The organism is Streptomyces sp. NBC_01431 (genome assembly GCF_036231355.1).
Taxonomy (GTDB): domain Bacteria; phylum Actinomycetota; class Actinomycetes; order Streptomycetales; family Streptomycetaceae; genus Streptomyces.
This window is the reverse complement of sequence record NZ_CP109496.1, coordinates 7,332,555-7,352,936: the sequence shown is the minus strand read 5'-3', so window position 1 is coordinate 7,352,936 and position 20,382 is coordinate 7,332,555. Positions and strand designations below refer to the sequence as shown.

At 70.0% G+C, this 20,382-nt stretch carries 12 protein-coding genes and 1 tRNA gene; 7 read left to right on the top strand and 6 right to left on the bottom strand.

What is annotated here, in order from left to right; genetic code table 11:
• The first annotated feature begins 69 nt into the window (after nt 1-69).
• Nucleotides 70-2,601, top strand: coding sequence for a collagenase (locus tag OG522_RS33600; RefSeq protein WP_329466818.1), 2,532 nt, complete (start codon nt 70-72; stop codon nt 2,599-2,601).
• Nucleotides 2,602-2,690: 89 nt separating this feature from the next.
• Here OG522_RS33600 and OG522_RS33595 read toward each other — a convergent pair whose 3' ends face one another.
• The 6 genes from OG522_RS33595 to OG522_RS33570 form a co-directional block, all read right to left on the bottom strand.
• On the bottom strand, nt 2,691-5,033 hold the full coding sequence (locus tag OG522_RS33595; RefSeq protein WP_329466817.1) for an Orn/Lys/Arg decarboxylase N-terminal domain-containing protein: 2,343 nt from the start codon (nt 5,031-5,033) through the stop codon (nt 2,691-2,693).
• A 181-nt stretch (nt 5,034-5,214) separates the two neighbouring features.
• Nucleotides 5,215-5,955: a respiratory nitrate reductase subunit gamma gene (gene narI / locus OG522_RS33590; protein ID WP_329466816.1), complete on the bottom strand. Its 741-nt coding sequence runs from the start codon at nt 5,953-5,955 to the stop codon at nt 5,215-5,217.
• Nucleotides 5,952-6,572 (bottom strand): nitrate reductase molybdenum cofactor assembly chaperone, encoded by a 621-nt coding sequence (gene narJ, locus OG522_RS33585; protein ID WP_329466815.1) that lies wholly within the window; start codon nt 6,570-6,572, stop codon nt 5,952-5,954. Before narJ ends, narI begins: the two co-directional genes overlap by 4 nt.
• The gene (gene narH, locus OG522_RS33580; RefSeq protein ID WP_329466814.1) at nt 6,569-8,218 is read right to left on the bottom strand and encodes a nitrate reductase subunit beta; all 1,650 of its coding nucleotides are present in this window, start codon (nt 8,216-8,218) and stop codon (nt 6,569-6,571) included. The genes narJ and narH overlap by 4 nt, the downstream gene beginning before the upstream one ends.
• 1 nt (nt 8,219) lies before the next feature.
• Nucleotides 8,220-11,951 carry a nitrate reductase subunit alpha gene (locus tag OG522_RS33575; RefSeq protein ID WP_329466813.1) on the bottom strand — a complete coding sequence of 1,244 codons (3,732 nt, stop codon included), beginning with the start codon at nt 11,949-11,951 and terminating at the stop codon, nt 8,220-8,222.
• Between the two features lie 194 nt (nt 11,952-12,145).
• Nucleotides 12,146-13,948, bottom strand: a complete 1,803-nt coding sequence (locus OG522_RS33570; protein ID WP_329466812.1) for a glycoside hydrolase family 15 protein — start codon at nt 13,946-13,948, stop codon at nt 12,146-12,148.
• Nucleotides 13,949-14,264: 316 nt separating this feature from the next.
• Between OG522_RS33570 and OG522_RS33565 the strand changes: the two genes are divergently transcribed.
• The 6 genes from OG522_RS33565 to OG522_RS33540 all read left to right on the top strand — a co-directional run bounded on the left by OG522_RS33565 (nt 14,265) and on the right by OG522_RS33540 (nt 20,314).
• A complete protein-coding gene (locus OG522_RS33565; protein ID WP_329466811.1) occupies nt 14,265-14,663 on the top strand; it encodes a hypothetical protein in 399 nt (132 codons plus the stop codon).
• 192 nt (nt 14,664-14,855) lie between these two features.
• Nucleotides 14,856-15,416: a hemerythrin domain-containing protein gene (locus OG522_RS33560; RefSeq protein ID WP_329466810.1), complete on the top strand. Its 561-nt coding sequence runs from the start codon at nt 14,856-14,858 to the stop codon at nt 15,414-15,416.
• A 115-nt stretch (nt 15,417-15,531) separates the two neighbouring features.
• Nucleotides 15,532-15,605, top strand: a tRNA-Met gene (locus OG522_RS33555).
• A 298-nt stretch (nt 15,606-15,903) separates the two neighbouring features.
• Complete coding sequence (locus OG522_RS33550; RefSeq protein ID WP_329466809.1) at nt 15,904-16,014, top strand: class III lanthipeptide; 111 nt, start codon at nt 15,904-15,906, stop codon at nt 16,012-16,014.
• A 107-nt stretch (nt 16,015-16,121) separates the two neighbouring features.
• A complete protein-coding gene (lanKC, locus tag OG522_RS33545; RefSeq protein WP_329466808.1) occupies nt 16,122-18,800 on the top strand; it encodes a class III lanthionine synthetase LanKC in 2,679 nt (892 codons plus the stop codon).
• Nucleotides 18,797-20,314: an ABC transporter ATP-binding protein gene (locus tag OG522_RS33540; protein WP_329466807.1), complete on the top strand. Its 1,518-nt coding sequence runs from the start codon at nt 18,797-18,799 to the stop codon at nt 20,312-20,314. The genes lanKC and OG522_RS33540 overlap by 4 nt, the downstream gene beginning before the upstream one ends.
• The last annotated feature ends 68 nt before the right edge of the window (nt 20,315-20,382 follow it).

Genomic DNA, 20,382 nt, shown 5'->3' with positions numbered 1-20,382 from the left:
CCGACGGCCCGCGGTACCCCCACCTGCCGCGCCCCGGAGCGCGGCCTTCACACCGCTGGGAGGCGGCACGTGAACACCCAACCGGAACGACGAAGTCTCACCGGATTCCTGATACTTGCCCTCACACTGTGCCTTGGCATCGCCCTGCTCGCCCAGCCGGGCAGAGCCGCGGCCGCGGACGCCCGGCAAGGAGCGGCCCGGCAACCCGCGGCCGTACCCGCGCCCCAGGCACGGGCCGTGCCGCCACCGGTCGGCTCGACCGCTGACCTGGCAGACCGCGCCACTGTGCAGCACCGCCCGCTCGCCGCCGCCCAACTGCCCCCGAACAGACCGGTTCCGTCGCAGGCGCCGGTGAAGGGGAGAGCGGCGGCCGGTGCTGCTGCCGCGTCTTGTACCCCGGCCGACTTCGGCAGCCGGAGCGGGTCCGAGTTGGTCGCCTTCATCAAGGCCTCGACGATGGACTGCGTCAACACGCTCTTCAACCTCACGGGCACCGATGCCTACAACGCGTTCCGCGAAGCGCAGATGGTCACGGTCGCCAACGCGTTCCAGAGCGCGGCGCAGACCTACCCCGGCGACAACTCCACCGAGGTGTGGCAGCTCGTGCTGTTCCTGCGCGCCGGGTACTACGTGCAGTCCAACAACGCCTCCGCGGTCGGTCCCTACGGCGCGACGCTGGCCACGGCCATCGAAGGCGCGCTGGACACCTATGTGGCGTCCTCACACTTCCTGGACGTCAGCTCGGCGAACGGCGATGTCCTGGGTGAGGTCCTCGTCCTGACGGACAGCGCCAACGAGCAGGGCCGCTACCTGAACACGTACAAGAGTGTGCTCAACGCCTACAACAGCTCCTTCGACGCCTTCTGGAGCATGGACACGGCCGTCAACGACGTGTTCACCCCGCTCTTCCGCGGGCACTGGAACCCCGCGTTCATCACCAACGTGACCGCCGACCCGAGCATCATCGACACGCTGAGCACGTTCGTGCTGAACCACCGGGACAAGCTGAACGACAACTGGTTCTACCTGGCTTCCAACGCCGGCACCGAAATGACCCGCTTCCTCGACACGTCGGCGCTCCAGGCCAAGGTCAGGCCGCTGGCGAAGGGCCTGCTGAACGCCTCGTCGATCACCGGCCCGAGCGCACCGCTGTGGGTCGGGGTCGCCGGCATGACCGACACCTACGACAAGGCCCAGTGCTCGTACTACGGCACGTGTGACTTCGTGGCCCAGCTCACCGCCGCGGCACTGCCGATCACCTACCCGTGCGACGCCGGGCACACCTTCCGCGCCCAGTCCCTGACCAACGACGCCCTGGCCGCCGCGTGCACCAGCATCAAGGGCCAGGACGCCTACTTCCACGGCATCGTCAAGGACAACGGCCCGGTCGCGGGCGACAACAACACGAACATCCAGATCGTCACGTTCGCCAGCCCCAAGGACTACCAGACCTACTCCGGCTGGATCTTCGGCAACAGCACCAACAACGGCGGCGAATACCTGGAGGGCAACCCCTCCGACCCGGCCAACCAGGCCCGCTTCCTCTCGTACGTGAAGAGCGTGGGCGACGGTTTCCCCGGCGACATCTGGAACCTCAACCACGAGTACACGCACTACCTCGACGGCCGCTACGACATGGCCGGTGACTTCAACGCCGGTCAGGCCGTCCCGGACATCTGGTGGATCGAAGGCTTCGCCGAGTACGTCTCCTACAGCTACCGCGGCATCGCCGACACCGAGGCGATCGCCGACGCCGCACAGCACACCTACGCGCTGAGCACGCTGTGGCAGAGCTCGTACGCCAACTCCAACCTGACCCGCACCTACCCGTGGGGGTACCTGGCCGTCCGCTACATGATCGAGAAGCACCCCGCCGACGTCCAGAACATGTTGGCCAAGTTCCGCGCCGGTGACTACGCCGGCGGGTACGCCGTCTACAGCACCGGCATCGGGACGCGCTACGACGCCGACTTCACCACGTGGCTCGACGCCTGCGCCGCCGGTGCCTGCGCCGGCCCGCACACTGGACCGGCCGCGGCGTTCGACGCGGCGGTCTCCGGCCTGACGGTCAACCTGACCGACAAGTCCACCGACGCCGCGGGCACCATCACCGCTCGTTCGTGGAACTTCGGCGACGGCAGCACTTCCACCGCGACCAACCCCTCCAAGCAGTACTCGGCCGCCGGTACGTACACGATCACGCTGACCGTCACCGACGCCAAGGGCCTCAGCTCCACGACCACCAAGTCCGTCACGGTGACCGGCGGCCTGCCGACCTGCACCAGTGCGGACAACCGCGTCATGGGCCAGAACTGCTCCCGTTCGGGCAGGTCGGCCACGGCGGGCAACCTGGACTACCTGTTCCTCTACCTGCCGGCTGGAAAGGTGACCCTGAACATCACGACGCAGGGCGGCACCGGAAACGCCGACCTCTACTACAACCCCACCACGTGGGCGACGAGCACGTGCTACACGGCGCGCTCCGTCCACAGTGGCAACACCGAGAGCATCACGGTCACCAACAGCACTGCCGGATACCGGTACATCAGCCTGTACGCGAAGACGGCGTTCAGCGGTGTGACGGTCACCACGAAGTACTGACGCACGAGGTACTGACGCCTGCCGCGAGAAAGGCCTGATGACGGCGCCCCTGGGCAACGGTTCACCCGCTGCCCGGGGGCGCCGCCGTGTCACGGCCCCAGCGGCCTGTCCTGGCGTACGCATTCGATGAGGTAATCGCCCGTGTCCGGGTCGATGACGACGCCATGGGCTTCGCTGTGGAAACCGGGGAAGGCGCGGTCGAACGCCTCCAGCGCGGCGAGGTAGCGCAGGACCGGTCCATCGCAGGCGCCGAGAGCTTCTCCCGGCATCAGGACGGGGATGCCGGGCGGAGTGACGGTGACCATGGCGGCAGCGACCCGTCCCGCGGCCTCCGCCAGGCGGAGGCGTTCTGTGCCGCCCCGGATCAACTGCTGGTAGCAGCGCTGGGGTGGGGCGACAGGTTCGGGCAGGTCCCGGAAGGCGGTGTCGAGGGCGTCGATCAGGTCCGCGCGCGTGAGGTGTTCGTGCATCTCCTGGCACAGACCGCGCAGGGTGCTGTGGCCGTAGCGGGCGGGGTGGCGCTCGACCAGTTCGGGAAGCACGCGGCCGAGCGGGGTGTCGGCATCGTGGAGGGCCTTGAAGTCCATCAGGGCATCCATCAGGGTGCCCCACTTGCCCTTGGTGATGCCCATGGAGAAGAGGACGAGCGTGGTGTACGTGTCGGTCTTCTCCACGACGATGCCACGTCCCGCGAGATAGGCGGTCAGGATGCGGGCGGGGATGCCCCACGCTTCGCTGCGGCCCGCGGCCGTGACGCCGGGGCACGTCAGCGTCACCTTGATGGGGTCGAGCATGCACTGACCCTGGCTGAGGCCGGGAAATCCGTGCCACTCGGCGTCGGGCTCCAGCTCCCAGCACCGCGGGTCGGCGGCCAACAGCGCGGGCGAGGCGTCGGCGAACGGCGTACTGGCCCCGGTGTCGGGGTCGGTGACGGTCTCGGGCTGCCAGACACCGAAGAACCACGTCGGCCGGTCGCCTGCCGCCGCGATCCGGCGCCCGGTACGCACGACGGCCTGCCGGAACCGGACCGCTTCGGTGACCGCCTCGTTGACCAGCCATTCTCCTTGCGGTCCGTCCATCATCGCCCCGGCGACATCCAGCGAGGCGATCGCCGGATACAGCGCCGAAGTGGTGCCGTGCATCATGAACGCCTCGTTGAACCGGGCGTGTTCGACGGGCGCCCGGGGCGAGGACTTCACGTGCACCATGGCGCTCTGGGACAGCGCGGCGAGGAGCTTGTGCGTGGACTGGGTGGCGAAGACGGTGGGCCGCTGCTCGCCTTCGAAGGTGTCCGGGCCCACCGCCATGCCGTAACGGCCGGCGTAGAGGGGGTGGAAGCGTGCGTAGGCGAACCACGCCTCGTCGAAGTGCAGGCGGGGAGTGCTGGGCGCCAGGGCCCGCGCGGTCTGCACCGTGTCGTAACACAGGCCGTCATAGGTGGAGTTGGTGACCACCGCGTACTGGGCCCGGGTGGAGATGGCGCCCGGCGCCAGGGGGTGGGCTCCGATGCGGGCGGCGACCGCCGCGGGGGCGAGTTCGCTCGCGGGGAGCGGACCCGCGAGCCCGTATCCGTTGCGGGTCGGAACGAGGTAGACCGGGCGGGCCCCGGAGATCACCAGACCGTGCAGGACGGATTTGTGACAGTTCCGGTCCACCAGGGCGATCTCGTCGGTGGTGACGCAGTAGTGGCCGACCATGCGGTCCGCGGTGGAATCACCGTGCAGGACGAAGTACGTCCGGTCGGCGCCGAAGATGCGGGCGGCGTTGCGTTCCGCGTCGCCGATGGGCCCGCTGTGTTCGAAGAGGGACCCCAACTCCCCTACGGAGATGGACAGATCGGTGCGGAAGAGCCGTTCGCCGTAGTAGTCGAAGAACGCCCGGCCGACCGGTGACTTCAGGAAGGCCACGCCGCCCGCGTGTGCGGGGGTGTGCCAGGAGTATTCGTGGGCGTCGTCAAAACGCCGGAGCGCTTTGAAGAACGGCGGCAGGACGGCGTCCCCGTAGGCGCGTGCCGCGCTGGAGATGCGGCCCGCGATGAAGGAAGGGGTGTCTTCGAGCGGCCAGATGTAGCCGACGGCGGTCTCGGCCACCCACAGGGGCAGCCGGTCCAGGCCTTGATCGGACTCCTCGGCCATCACCACGAAGACGGGCAGGTCCTTGAAGCGCCGGGAGATCTGCCGCAGGACCGCCCCACCGCCGCCCTCGGCGGCCCCACCGCTCTCGGACGGCAGGTCCCAGGCCACGACGGCAGCCGTCATTCCAGCTTCGGTGCGCAGCGCCGCGCAGGCTCCCTCGGCGGTCCTGGCCCACCGCACCTCCATGCCGCGGTTCTCCAACTCCTTTCCGATGCGGCGCAGTTGTTCCCCGCCGATCCCACCGGCCAGCGGGTCTTCACGCAAGGCCAGCAGGACGCTTCCGGATCCACTCGTCATGTCTCTCCCCCAACGGCATCGCACCGGGCCGCCCGCCCAACTGGACCCCGAGTCTGCCGCGCGGTGAGCGGGCTCCGTCCCGAAAGCGGCAGCCGTCACCCGGACGAGTAGACCGCTGCGATCCGCCGTCGACCACGCCGCCGGGCACCGAAACGGCGGCGGCGAGGGCGCACCGTCAAGTTCAGCCGCGCCGACCGCTGTTCGCGCGCCGCGCGCCCGTCGCCGGGTGGCGGTAGGGCGCGGCCGGTGTGCGGGAGCGGTAGACGACGTACGGTCGCGCGAGGTAGCCGATCGGTGCCGTGAAGGCGTGGACCAGCCGGCTGAACGGCCACAGGGCGAACAGTGCCATGGCGAGCAGGGCGTGCACCTGGTAGACGAGCGGCGCGTGGGCCATCGCGCTCACGTCGGGGTCGAGCGCGATCAGGCTGCGGAACCACAGGGAGACGCCGAGACGGTAGTCGTAGGAGTCCGCCGCCGCGCCCGAGGCCGTGGCGATCAGACCGGCGAGCAGCACCGCGGTGAGCAGGGGGTAGACGACGCGGTCGCTGCGGCTGGTCGCGGCCCGCAGCGCGGGCGCCCGCAGCCGGCGGTGGAGGAGTACGGCGAATCCCGCCGCGGTGGCGAGCCCGGCGGCGCCCCCGGCAAACAGCGCGTTCGCGTGGTACATCTCCTCGCTGACGTGCAGCCGGTCGGTCAGGGCTTCGGGGACCAGGAGTCCGGCGATGTGACCGCCGATGACGAACAGCAGGCCGTAGTGGAAGAGCGGGCTGCCTACGTGCAGCAGTCTGCTTTCGTGCAGCTGGCTGGAGCGGGTGGTGAAGCCGAACCGGTCGTAGTGGTAGCGCCAGGCCGTTCCCGCGGCGAGCAGGACCAGGACGAGGTAGGGCAGCACGCCCCAGAGGGCGATGTTCAGATGGGTCACCTGCGGGCTCCTTGGGCGCTGGGTTCCGGCTGTACGGGGAAGGGCTCCAGGCCCACCGTCTCGGTCGGGGGTCCGGTTCGGGCGAGCCTGAGCGCTTCCTCGCGGCTGGCGGGCGCCGCCCCCGGAAGGCACTGGCAGACGGCGCCCAGCAGGTCGGCGTAGGGACTGCGGTGGGCGAGCAGCGCGTAGCGCAGCACTTCGAGGGCGGGCCGGTACTCGGTGAGCAGCGGCACGCCCGCCCCGGGGCTGCGCGCGGCGAACTCCAGCATCAGGGGCAGGAAGTCGGGCAGTTCCTCCTCGGGCGGCAGCCAGCCGTGTTCGCGGTAGAGGGACTTGAGGCGCGCGAGGGAGGCGCCGCGGCGTCGGGTGTCGCCGTCGGTGTAGTACGTCAGATACAGACAGCGGCGCCGGCTGCGGTCGAAGGTGGCGACGTACCGGGCGGCGAGGTCCAGCGGGTCCAGGGTCTCGACCCGGTCGCAGAAGGAGAGCAGCAACTGGACCTCCGCGCCGGGTAGTTGACGCACGGCGGAGCGCACCTCGCGCAGGCGCCGCGACCAGTCGTGGGCGGGGTAGTCGAGCAGCAGCGCGGTGGCCTGGAAGACGGCGGAGCGGGTCATCGGCTCTGCTCCGTGGTCTGCGGGAAGAGCCCGGCCGGGCGTCCGGTGCCGTTCCAGTTCAGCAGGTTCAGCCGTCCGCGCAGGGTGGAGGCGGATCCCGTCGGCTGTTCGGGGGGCGGAGCATGGAAGGTGTCGGCGTCGAAGTCCCGGCCGGGCATCATGCCGGGGCCTCCGTCGCCGTCGAGGCTGCATCCGCTGGTGGCACCGTCGTGCGGGGTGGAACCGGTGTAGCTGGTGGGGACCACGTACCGCTCGTCGTACTTGGCCAGTGCCAGCAGGCGGTACATGTCGAGAACGTCCTGCTCGGTCAGGCCGACCGCGGTCGCGATCTCCGGGTCCTGTTCCTCACCGAGGTTGACGCGCCGCATGTGCGCGCGCATGGCCGCGAGTCGGCACAGCGCGGCCTCCACCGGGACCGGGTCGCCCGCCGTGAACAGTTCGGCGAGGTAGGCCAGGGGGATGCGCAGCGAGTCGATGGCGCCGAACAGGCTGGCCGGGTCCTCCCCGTCGTGACCCGTGGCGGTCAGCGCCTCCACCACAGGCGAGAGCGGCGGGACGTACCAGACCATGGGCATCGTCCGGTACTCGGGATGCAGCGGCAGCGCCACCCGGAACCGGGTGATCAGCGCCCGGACCGGGGAGCGGCGGGCGGCCTCGATCCAGTCGTGCGGAATGCCCGAACTCTCGGCGTCGCGGGCCACTTCGGGATCGTCCGGGTCGAGGAAGCAGCCGAGCTGGGCCTCGTACAGGTCCTGTTCGCTCTCCACGGACGCGGCCTCGCCGACCTTGTCCGGGTCGTACAGCATGACGCCGAGGTAGCGCAGTCGTCCCACACAGGTCTCCGAGCAGACGGTCGGCTCACCGGCTTCGATGCGCGGATAGCAGAACGTGCACTTCTCGGCCTTGCCGGTGGTGTGGTTGAAGTAGACCTTCTTGTACGGGCAGCCGGACACGCACATCCGCCAGCCGCGGCAACGGTCCTGGTCGACCAGGACGATGCCGTCCTCGATCCTCTTGTACATCGCGCCCGAAGGGCAGGCCGCGACGCAGGAAGGGTTGAGGCAGTGTTCGCAGATGCGCGGCAGGTAGAACATGAACGCCTGCTCGTACTCCAGGCGCACCTTCTCGCTCATGCTGCGCAGGACCGGGTCGGCGGACAGTTGCCCGGGTCCGCCGCCGAGGTCGTCGTCCCAGTTGGGTCCCCAGGTGACGTCGGTGGGGCGGCCGTCGATGAGGGAGCGCGGTGGTGCGCTGGGGAGGTCGTCGCCGAGCGGGGCGGTGGTCAGGTTCTCGTAGTCGTAGGTCCAGGGCTGGTAGTAGTCGTCCAGGGTGGGCAGTTCGGGGTTGGCGAACAGCCGGGCGAGGCGCCGGGCCCGGCCGCCGGTGCGCGGCACGAGGCGGCCGTGCTTGAGCTGCCAGCCGCCCTTCCACTTGTCCTGGTCCTCGTATCCGCGGGGGTAGCCCTGGCCCGGACGGGTCTCGACGTTGTTGAACCAGACGTACTCGGTGCCGGTGCGGTTGGTCCAGGTCTGTTTGCAGGTGACCGAGCAGGTGTGGCAGCCGATGCACTTGTCGAGGTTCATGACCATGGCCACCTGTGCCATGACCCGTCGGGGGCGGGGCTTGGAGATGTTCCTGGGTGCCATGTCAGTACTCCACGTTCTGTGCGCGGCGCCGGATCGTCGTGACCGCGTCCCGCTGGTTTCCGGTCGGACCGTAGTAGTTGGGTGCGAACGACAACTGGCCGTATCCGCCGATGAGATGGGTCGGCTTGATGAGCAGTTTGGTCAGGGAGTTGTGGACGCCGCCGCGTCGCCCGGTCGTCTCGGACTTGGGCACGTTCACCAGGCGCTCCTGTACGTGGTACATGAACACGGTGCCTGTCGGCATGCGGTGTGAGACCACGGCGCGGGCCACCACGACGCCGTTGGCGTTGACGGCTTCCACCCAGTCGTTGTCGGCCGCCCCGATCGCCTCGGCGTCCGCCGGGCTCATCCAGATGACCGGGCCGCCGCGGGCGAGGGTCTGCATCAGCAGGTTCTCCTGGTACTCGGAGTGGATGGACCACTTCGAGTGCGGGGTGAGGTAGCGGACCGTCACCGCACGGCCCTCCTCCAGTCCGGCTGCCGGGCCGTTCTCGCCCAGCTCGGCCATGTTCAACGGCGGGCGGTAGACGGGGAGTTGCTCGCCGAGTTCGGACATCCAGTCGTGGTCGAGGTAGAAGTGCTGGCGTCCGGTGAGGGTGTGCCAGGGCTTGTCGTGCTCGGTGTTGATGGTGAAGGGCGAGTACCTGCGGTCGGAGGCTTCCTTGCCGGACCACTCGAAGCTGGCGCCGACCTGCACGGGGCGTTCCTGGGTGTCGGAGAACACCACTCGGCGTTCGGCCACCGAGGCGGCGAGTTCCGCGAGCCCGGCGTCGGGCCCGACGCGGTCGGCGAGCCGGTCGAACCCCTCCGCCGCGAGGCGCCCGTTGGTGGTTCCGGACAGTGCCAGGATCGCCTCGCACAGTTTGACGTCCGTATCGAGCAGTGGCCGCCCGTCGGCCGCGCCCCCGGCCGCCCGCCCGCACCGGGCGGCCAGCCAGGCCGCCTCGGGTCCGGGCGTCACGGTGACTCCCTTGACCGTCATGCCGTGCTCCTCGGCCAGCGGCCCGAAGGCGGCCAGCTTGTCCGCGATCGCGGTGTAGTCACGCTCGACGAGCGTGACCGCCGGTGCGTTGCGTCCCGGTTCCGGCGGGGCGTGTCCGTCGCGCCAGTCGGCCGCGTGGCCGCCGGGCTGTGCGGTCTCGCCCGGGGTGTCGTGCTGGAGGGCGGTGGCCACCAGGTCGTACGCCACGTCCAGACGGCCCTTGGCCAGTTCGCTCACCTTGCGGGCCAGGCAGTGGAAGATCTCGAAGTCGGTGCGGGCCTGCCAGGGCGGACTGATCGCGGGGCTGAAGGCGTGCACGTAGGGGTGCATGTCCGTGCTGGAGAGGTCGTGCTTCTCGTACCAGGTGGCGGCGGGCAGGACGAGGTCCGAGAACAGTGTGGTGGAGGTCATCCGGAAGTCGAGGCTCAGCAGCAGGTCGAGCTTGCCGCGCGGAGCCTCGTCGTGCCACGTGAGCGTGTTCGGCCGCCGTCCGGGCGGCGCCTGCTGGGCGCTCGCGCCGTCCCGCGCGCCCAGCAGATGGCGCAGGAAGTACTCGTTGCCCTTGGCGGAGGATCCAATGAGGTTGGCCCGCCACACGGTGAGGACGCGCGGCCAGTTGCGGGGCGCGTCCGGGTCCTGACAGGCGAAGTCCATTTGTCCTGCGGCGAGTTGACTGGCCGTCCAGTCCTCCGGCTCCTGACCGCTCTCGTGCACCTGGCGCCCCAGGTCCAGCGGGTTGGCGGAGAACGTCGGGTACGAGGGCATCCAGCCGAGCCGCGCCGACTGCGCCACCAGGTCGGCGGTGTGCTGCCCGGTGAAGGTGCCCCGGGCCGTGGGCGAGGCCAGGGCGTCGGCGGCGTACGACTCGTAACGCCACTGGTCGGTGTGCAGGTACCAGTACGGCGTACCGGCCATCTGGCGCGAGGGGCGGACCCAGTCCGCCGCCGAGGACAGCTGCTGCCAGCCGGCGTACGGCCGCACCTTCTCCTGGCCGACGTAGTGCGCCCAGCCGCCGCCGTTGACGCCCTGGCAGCCGGTGAGGATGAGCAGCGACAGGAACGACCGGTAGATGGTGTCGGAGTGGAACCAGTGGTTGGTGCCCGCCCCCATCACGATCATGGAGCGGCCGCGGCTCTGCTCGGCGGTCCGGGCGAACTCCCGTGCCGTGCGGATCGCGGCGGCCGCGGGCACCGACGTGATCGCCTCCTGCCAGGCCGGGGTACAGGGCTGCGTGGCGTCGTCGTAGCCGCTGGGCCACTGACCGGCCAGGCCGGGGCGGGCCACCGCGTACTGGGCGAACAGCAGGTCGAACACGGTGGTCACCAGGCGGCCGCCGAGCTCGCGCACCGGCACCCCGCGGGTCACCGTGCGGCCCGGCTCGTCGAACCGGGGAAGCACCACCTCGACGCCGGGGCCGCCGTTGTACGTGCCTTCGTGGGCGTGGAAGGAGAGCAGCGGATCGACCCCGCCCAGGTCCAGATTCCACTCGCCCTCCGAGCCCTTGGCCCACCGGTGGCCGAGCGTCCCCTTCGGTACGACCACGTCCTCGGTGTCCGCGTCGACAAGGACCGGCATCCACTGCCGCGACTCGGCATCGGCGTACTGGGCGAGCCCGAGGTCGGCCGCGGTGACGAACTTCCCCGGTACGTACTGCCCTTCGCCGTACTCGTCGAGCGCCACCAGGAACGGCAGGTCGGTGAAGCGCTTCACGTAGTCGGTGAAGTACGGGACTTGGCGCTGGACGAAGAACTCGGTGAGCACCACGTGGCCCATCGCCATGGCCAGGGCTCCGTCGGTACCCGGATGCGGGTGCAGCCACTCGTCGGCGAACTTGGTGGCGTCCGCGTAGTCGGGCGAGACCACCACGACCTTCTGGCCGCGGTAGCGCGCCTCTGCCATCCAGTGTGCGTCCGGCGTACGCGTCACCGGCACGTTCGATCCCCACAGCATGAGGTACGCCGCGTCCCACCAGTCCCCCGACTCCGGTACGTCGGTCTGGTCACCGAAGACCTGCGGGGAGGCGATCGGCAGGTCGGCGTACCAGTCGTAGAAGGAGATCATGGGCGCGCCGATCAGGGAGTGGTAGCGCGCCCCCGCGGCGTGGGAGGCCATCGACATGGCGGGGATCGGCGAGAACCCGGCCACGCGGTCGGGACCGTACTCCTTGATGGTGTGCACCTGCGCGGCGGCCGCGATTTCCAGTGCCTCGTCCCAGCCGATCCGCACCAGGCCCCCTCGTCCGCGCGCCGACTGGTAGCGGCGCCGCTGCTCGGGATCCGAGGTGACCTCCGCCCAGGCCGCCACGGGGTCTGCGCCATGGCGCTCCTTCGCGGCCCGGAACAGCTCCACCAGGACACCCCGTGCCATCGGATGGCGGACCCGGGTCGGCGAGTAGGTGTACCAGGAGAACGAGGCACCGCGCGGGCACCCCCGGGGCTCGTACTCGGGCCGGTCGGGGCCGACCGAGGGGTAGTCGGTCTGCTGGGTCTCCCAGGTGATCAGGCCGTCCTTGACGTACACCTTCCACGAGCACGAACCCGTGCAGTTCACGCCGTGGGTGGAGCGCACCACCTTGTCGTGGGCCCACCGTTCCCGGTACGGCGCGTCGTTGACCGACTGGTCCGGGCGGTACACCGCCCGCAGGTCGAGCGTCGTCGGCGCCTTGCGCAACAACTGGCCCGCCCTGAACAGCCGAGCCGCCGCGTCGGCCGCCGCTCGTTCCGCTTCCGCCCTTGCCTTCCCACGTGCCACTCCGCACCACTTCCTTGCGACCGCGACGGAGCAACGCCTCGTCAGAAGATGGCGTGCTCCTGCTTGCGCGCACAGCATCTCGCCGGATGTGGGTACAGATACGTCACTTCTGGGACATTTATGGAGGCCTGGCCAGGTCTTTTATTGCACTTTGCAATACTTGTCATGCGCAGATTCTTTGCATGCGGGCATTTTCAGCCAGCGAACTGAGACGCGCTGTGGCCGGGCGGGGCCGTGAGACGAACGGCGCTTTCGAGCATGATCGCGTGGACGAAAGCCTGCGGCAGGTTGCCGCGGAGCTGGCGCTGGCTGATGTCGTACTCCTCCGCGAACAGGCCGGGTGGCCCGCAGGCCGAGCGGCTGCGTTCGAACCAGCGCACCGCCTCGGCCTGGTTGCCCTGCTGGTGTTCGGCCATGGCCATCAGATAACCGCAGAGCAGGAACGCTCCCTCGGCTTCCCCCAGTGGGCGCTGGTCGTGGCGGAAGCGGTAGGCGTAGTGGTCCCGGGTGAGTTCGCCGGTGTAGGCCCGCAGAGTGCTGGTGGTGCGGGGGTCGTCGGCCGCCACGGCTCCGCGCAGGGGCGGTATCAGCAGGGCGCCGTCCAGGGCGGGGTCACGGGTCGATCGCTGCCAGCGGCCCGAAGGGTGAACGCTGCTCGCCGTCGTTTCCGCGAGGACGATGTCGGCGAGTGACGCCCAGGCGGCGGCCTTGCTGGGCGACGGGGCTGCCTGCGCCACGGCTCTCAGCCCGGCGACACAGATCAGCCGGCTGTGCGTCCAGTGCTGGTCGTCGAGTTCCCAGATGCCCGCGTCGGCATCGTTGCGGCGCCGGGCGACGGTGTCGGCCGCGATCTCCACCGCCCGCCAGCCGTCCGCATCGAGACGGCCGTGGCGGTGAGCGGCGGCGAACAGCAGCAGCGCTTCGCCGAAGGCGTCGAGCTGGAACTGACGGTTGACCCAGTTCCCGACGCGGCTGCCGCCACCGGGATAGCCGGGCAGGCCGAGCTCGCGCTGGTCGGGAACCCGGCCTCCGGTGGCCGTGTAGGCGGGCGCCATCCGGGGCCCGTCCTCGTGAAGGCGGGCCGCGACGAAACGTACGGCGTCGTCCAGCAAGGGATGTCCCCCGGCGGCGGCCACCGCCTGACCGGCGTAGCACTGGTCGCGGATCCACACATAGCGGTAGTCGTAGTTGCGGCCGGTTTCCGCCCGCTCGGGAAGGCTGGTGGTGACGGCCGCGACCATGCCGCCGGACGAACCGGTCAGGCCGCGCAGCACGGTGTAGGCGTGGCGGGCGTCCTCGGGTGCCAGGGCGTGTTCGAGGGAGGGGACTTCGCGGTCCCAGGCCGTCTCCGTCGTCTTCCACAGACTGCTGGGGTCGGGCGCCTTTGGCAACGCGTGGTGGGAGATTTCCAGTACGAGGTCGCGGCGCTCGCCGGGCCGGAGCGTCAACTCCGCGGCCAGGCCGCCACGGTGCCCGAAGCGCGCGGGGCGAGCCTCGGGCACGCCGGTCCAGCGCCAGCGCAGGCTTCCGGTGCGGGCACTCCACGTGTCGCTTTCGTCGCGGTGCGGCAGCTGGGACCGGTCGGCGCCGAAACCCGCGGCCGGTGCCAGGCTCACAGCGAGGTGGGCTTCCCCGTCGACGGCCGTCAGGCGGCGCAGCAGGACGGCCCGGTGCGGGTCGGCCGGCATGGCAAGCGCCTCGCGGCATTCCACGATGCCCCCTTCGGTGATCCAGCGGCTGCGCCAGATGAGGGTGCCGTTCTCGTAGTAGCCGCCCCAGACGTAGCGCCCGAGCGGGGTGAGCGCGTAGAGACCGGGGCCACCGATGAGGGTGGCGAAGACGGCGTCGGAGTCCCAGCGCGGCGTGCACATCCAGGCGATGTCACCGTGCGGGCCGATGAGGGCTCCGCGCTCGCCGTCGGCGATCAGCGCGTACTCGCGCAGCGTGTGCGGTGCGGGAGTGCCCGCTGTGCGCGCACGTCCGGTTGTGCGGGTCACCGTGCTCCTCCCGTTCGGCCCGGGTCGGTCCGGGCGGCTGTGCGCGCTCGTGCCCTGCGCTGTCGGTCGTGCTCTCCACCGTCGGTCCTGCTCTCTACTGTCGTACGGCCAAACGCCGCCTCCGGCACGCCGGAGGCTGAGGCGGACGGCCCCGTTCGCGGTCACGGGCGGTGAACGGCGCCGAGGCCGACGGAGTGAATTCGGGCTCCGGTAGCGCAATACGGCGTGTCGCGGTGGGACGTATCACCGTGGGGTGCTACCTCGGCGCCCTCAGGATCGGCCCGGCGTTCGGCGGGCGCGAAGGGAGCGAGCTGTGATGCGTACTCGGTTGATGTCACTCGTCGCGCCGGCGGTCGCGGCGGCCGCGATATCCGCGGGGCCCGCGGCGGCCGCCGCGAGCGGCGAGGGCACGACGTTCGTGACGGCGGTCCACGAGGGCAACCTCGCGGAGATCACCGCCGGGCACGACGCGCGGCAGCACGCACAGAGCTCGTGTGTGAAGACGGCCGGCCTGGACATGGTGCGCGGCGGTGGGTGTCGCGCGGGCAAGGACGTCGGCACGGTTCGGGCCGGCACCGGCGGATACCTGGCCGCACCGACACCCGAGACATATCGGACGCTCGGTGCGTTGAGCATGGCCATCGGCGGCCTGCTCGCGGCGATCGGGACCGCCTGGACGGTGCGCAACCGTCGGCGAACGGCGAAGAAGCGCTGACGGGGCACCCGGTCGAGCCGGATGGCGGCGCGCCGCCACGGCCGCGGCGGGAGACGACGTGGCCGGGGCCGGCCCCTGACGCGCGCACGGCCGGATGGACGAGTTGGCCCCAGGTGTCGAAGGGAACCCGTGCACCGGTGGACGGCGGGAGCCCGACACAGCCACGTACCGAGATCCGGAAGGACACTCCGAATGGGACACGGCGGAAACGTCATCGACGAACTCCAGGCAGACCACCGCGAGGTGGAGGAGTTCTTCGAGAAGATGCAGGCCTTGCCCGCGCACGACGAGAAGCGCCGGGACATCGCGGACCAGTTGACCATCGAGCTGGTGCGGCATTCCGTGGCGGAGGAGATGTACCTCTACCCCGCGGTACGCAAGCACCTGCCGGGCGGCGACGCGCTGGCGGACCAGGAGATCAAGGACCACTCCACCGTCGAGCAGCTGCTCAAGGAACTTGAGCGGGCGAAGGTCGGGGACGCCCGGTTCGACACCCTCGTACAGCAGTTGATCCAGGAGGTCAGCGCGCACATCGCCGACGAGGAGCAGCACCTCTTCCCCGCTCTGGCCCGCGGCGTCCAGACCGCGACCCTTGACGAACTCGGCGACAAGATCCGCACGGCGAAGAAGTTCGCGCCCACGCGTCCGCACCCCGGCGCGCCCAGCACCCCGCCCGCCAACAAGCTCCTCGCGCCGGGAACAGGACTGGTCGACCGGGCCCGGGACTTCGTCACCGGTCGCGGCAGGTCATGACGCGTCTTACCTGATTCCCGCGTCGGTTGGCGGGCTCGGCGCATCGGGACGGCGCGGCCCCGCGGGGACGGTGGTTCGGGGGCCCTCAGAAGTGGCGTAAGGTTGTGTTCACCGACGCGGGGTGGAGCAGCTCGGTAGCTCGCTGGGCTCATAACCCAGAGGTCGCAGGTTCAAATCCTGTCCCCGCTACTGCACGACAGAAGCCCGGATCGACACACCGATCCGGGCTTCTGCGCATCCTCGGCCCAGAGCCGCCCCGGCCTGCGGAGCCCTCCCGGAAGCCCCCCGCAGCGGCCACACGGCGCCATCACCACCATTTGCCGCCGCCCGGCGTCGCCCTCCCCTACGTGGGTGCGGTCGCGATTGTGGGGGCCCATCTCCCATGTGCGCACCTCGCGGATGGCGTTGACTCGGCCGTGCCGATCGGCTCGTACGAACCCCATCCAGCTGCGCTTCCCGCGCATCGACCACCGAGGAGGAGATCCGGATGAGCGTTCTGAAGCTCCAGAACCTGCAACCGCGCGTCGCGTCCAACAGTGCCAGCGTCGTCAGCCTGACGAGCAGCGGCAGCAGTTGCTGTTCCGAGAAGCCCAGGTGATGTGAGGCGATCCGTGCGGGGCCCGTGCAGCGGCCCCGCACGGATCCCCGCCGTTCTCATCAGGCCGCTCCTGAGCGGCGGGCCCTTGGACGAACACAGAGGCTGGCATGCGCAACGAACGATGGGTCTACCGATTCCTCTTCGCCTGGAACGACACGCTGTTCTTCGACCCGCTCGACGTCACCTACCAACCAAGGTCCGACCACTTCCTCGCAGGGCTCGAAGAGGCGGTGCGGGCGCGGTTCGTCCGCAGCGGCATCTGGTGGAGCCATCGGCTCAACCCCGAGCTGCCGACGCAAGGGTGGAAGATCCATGTGTCGGCGGGCCTGCGTGACGTGCGTCAGGTCGCCGCCTCGGTGATCGACTATCTGACGGACCGCCACATCGACTTCAAGATCGCGCTCGACCTCAACGTGTACGAGATGCTCAACTCCAAGGCCATGTCCAGGGGCAGCGGCGGCAAACTGGTCACCGTCTACCCGCGCGACGACGACGAGTTCAGGACGTGCCTGGCCGATCTGGCCCGCGTCCTTGAGGGCGTGGACGGCGCGTACGTGCTCTCGGATCTGCGCTACCGGGACGGCAAGGCGCTCTATTTCCGCTACGGCCAGTTCCTCGACACCCACACCGTCGATGTCCTAGGGCGCCGGATGCCGCACATCCTCGGGCCGGACGGGCCGGTCCCCGACGACCGGCGTCCCGGGTACGCCCAGCCGTGGTGGGTGCCCTGGCCGTTCAGCGACTGGAAGCCCGCCGAGGAGGCCGAGGAGGACGGGGGTCTGCTCGGCGGCCGGTTCCGTGTGACGGGGGCGATCCAGTTCTCCAACAGCGGCGGGGTCTACACCGCCGAGGACACCGCGGACGACGACCGGCCGGTGGTGCTCAAGGAGGCCCGTCCCCACACCAACGTCAACCCCCGTCAGGACCATGACGCCGTGGACATCCTCGGCCGGGAGTGGATGTTCCTGAACAAGCTGGCCGACGTCGGCTCCTACCCGGTCCCGATCGCCACGTTCCAGCACTGGGAGCACCACTACATCGCCGAGGGGTTCGTGGACGGCTCCGACATCCGCTCGGTGCTGCTGGAGCGCAACCCGCTCGCGCGCCCGGGGTTCGACATCGAGCGGTCGCGGGAGTTCCTGCACATCTTCATCACGGTCTTCCGCGGCCTCGCCCGTGCGATCCGGGCCGCGCACGAGCGCCAGGTGATCCTCACCGATCTCACCGCCGCGAACCTGCTGATCGACCCCGACACCTACGACGTGACCATCGTCGATCTGGAGGCGTGCCGGCTGGCCGGGGGCGCCGAGGAGTCGCTGACGAAGCCGGTCGAACTGTTCACACCCGGGTTCAGCCTGTCCCGCGCCCGCTTCGAGGCGTACGGAACGGAGGGCGACCTGTACGCCCTGGCGACCACGATGGCGTACTTCATCTTCCCGATCGCGGCCATGTCGTTCCTGCGCGAGGACATCCTCGACACCTATCGGGTCTTCATCGACGGCCTGGGCTGGCCCGAGCGGATCCACCGGCTGCTCACCGACCTGGCCGCGGCGCGGATCGGCCTCACCGACGTACTCCGGGAGCTGGAGCACGAGGCCGAGCTGCTCGACCAGGTCGGGACCGCGCCGCGCCGACCGGTGGCCGAGGAGGAGTTCGGGCTCGGGGAGGCCGAGGCCGGGGTGGCCGCGTTCGTGGCCGCGGTCGCCGACGGGGAGCGGGATTCGCTCTTCCCCGTCGACCCGTTCGCACACGTCACCAACCCGCTGAGCCTCGGCTTCGGGGCGAGCGGCGTCCTGTGGGCGCTGAACTCCTCGGGCATCGTGATCCGGCCCGAGTGGCGCGACTGGCTGGGCGGCAGGCTGGAGAGTCTCGATGCGGACCGGTATCCGGACGGGCTCATGAGCGGTCTCGCCGGCATCGCCTGGGCGGCCGACTCCCTCGGACTCAGCACGCGGGCAAGGGAGTTGCTGGACCGGGCCAATGACCGGGCGTTCGACAGCGGCGACTACTCCTTCTACTACGGCCTCGCCGGGGTCGGCATGACGAACCTGCGCTTCTTCCTGCGCGGCCACGACCCGCGCGATCTCGCCGCCGCCCTCGAATGCGCGCAAGCGCTGTGCGACACCGTCCAGCGCGACGGCGCACGGGCCTACTGGCTGAACGAGTTCGCGACCGACGGGCCGCTGACGGGTCTCGGGTTCGGACAGGCCGGCGTCGCGATGTTCCTGCTGCGGATGCACCAGATCACCGGCGAGGAACGGTATCTGCGGCTCGGACAGGACGCGCTCTCCTGGGAGATGGCACACGCCCGGCCCATCGAGGACGGCGGCCCGATCATGTTCGAGCACGAAGGGACCATGGAGCCGTACGTAGAGGTGGGTTCCGCCGGAGTGGCCCAAGTGCTGCTCCGATACGGGGACTTGGCCAACGCGCGTACCGTCCTGCGGGGTCTGGACGTTCGGCACTCGGTGCTGCCGGGGTACGCCTTCGGCATGAGCGGGGTGGCTGACGCGCTGCTGGACGCGGCCGAGTTCACCGGGGACCGCTCCTACCGGGACACCGCGCTGCGGCAACTCCGCTTCGTCCGCGAGGTCTTCCTGTTCGAGCCCGCCGAGCGCCACGGGGTGCCGCGTGTTGCCGGAGTGACACCGTTGGGCGTTCCCGGTGAGGGGCTGTTGCGCTGCGCCTGCGACTACCTGACGGGCTCGGCGGGCGTGCTGCGGGTGCTGCACCGCGCGAACAACGGGGGCACGGCCGACTTCCTGCTGGACGAGGCGGCGCGGTGAACCAGTTGTGGCACACCCTGCGGGGCCACCGGACTCCGTTCGTGGTGATCCTCGTCGCCGAGGCGACGACCGGCGGACTCGAAGCCCTGCTGCACCCGCTGCTGCTCAAGGCCCTGTTCGACCAGGCGATCCTGACCGCCGACTTCCGCAGGTTCCTCGTGCTCGGCGCCGGATACCTCCTGCTCGGCCTGACCCTCAACCTCGCGGGCTACTGGATCTCCCGCTGCCGCAAGCGGTTCGAGAACGACTTCACACTGGTCCTGGAGACGGAGCTGCTCGGCCGCACCCTCGGCCTGGACAGCCGCAAGCTGTCCGAGGCGGGGAACGCCTCCTACGTCAGCCGGATCCACAACGACGTGTCGGAGGGGATGCTGCCGGCCGTCGACGTGTGCATCCAGATCGCGCGGCAGACGGTGTCCTCGGTCGTCTTCCTCGGTGTGCTGCTGTACCTGTCCTGGCAGGCCAGCCTCATCCTGCTGGTCATCGTGCCGCCGCTGATCCTGGTCAGCAACCGCCTGGCCAAGCGGATCGAGGACAACACCGAGCCCGAACGCGAGGCGGAGGCGCGGTACATCAACAAGCTGACCCGGACGCTGGAGTCCTTCCACGCGCTGCGTGGCCTGCCGTCACTGGTGGCGGGCACCCGGGCCGCCAACCAGGAGGCACTGGGCGGGTTCCTCGGCATCACCTTCTTCAACTACCGGCTGTCGTTGAAGCAGAAGACCCTCAGCGACCTGGTCATGAACCTGTCCGACACCGCTTCGATGGTCATCGGGGCCTTCTTCGTCTTCTCCGGCCGGATGTCGTTCGGTAGTTTCCTCGCCTTCGTGAACTCGCTGTGGCGGGCCGTCACCGGCATCTTCGACCTCGTGAACCTGATTCCGCAGGCCCGGCGCAGCAGCGCCGTCCTCAAGCGGATCGAGACGCTGCGCGAGTCCGGGGCCGGCACCTATCACGACGAAGGGCCCGTGGTGCTGGTGCGCGGTGCGGAGGTCAAGTACAGCGACGGCGCGGTGTCGGTCGAGGACTTCGAACTGGCCGCCGGTGAGCACGTGCTGCTTCGCGGCCCCAACGGCTGTGGAAAGACCACCCTGTTGCACATCATCTCCGGGACGCTCGCCCCCGACGCCGGGACGGTCACCCTGCCGCCACGGGTGGCGAGCCTGACCACGCCGGTGAACCTGCCGCCGCTGCCGGTGCGTGATCTGGTCGCCGACGAGCGGCTGCGCACGTCGATGGACCTGGACGCCCTCGCCGACCAGTTGCCGTCGGAGCTGTCGTCCGGCCAGCGCCAGCGGGTCGGTGTCGCGGCCCTCCTGTCCGAGGACGCGGACGTCTACCTCGCCGACGAGCCGTTCGCGAACCTCGACGACACCGGCAAGGACCTGGTGTTCCGGATGCTGCGCGAACGGACCGACGGTCGGGCGCTGCTGGTCGTGCACCACGGGGACGAGGACCTCGACAGCCGCTTCGACCGGGTGGCGACCTGGGCCGGGGCCGACGCGCTCTCCTGAAGGGGCGGCCCGGCTGGGCGGTCTCGTGGCACGCCGGTGGTATCGGGGACCGCACGACCAGCCGCGGC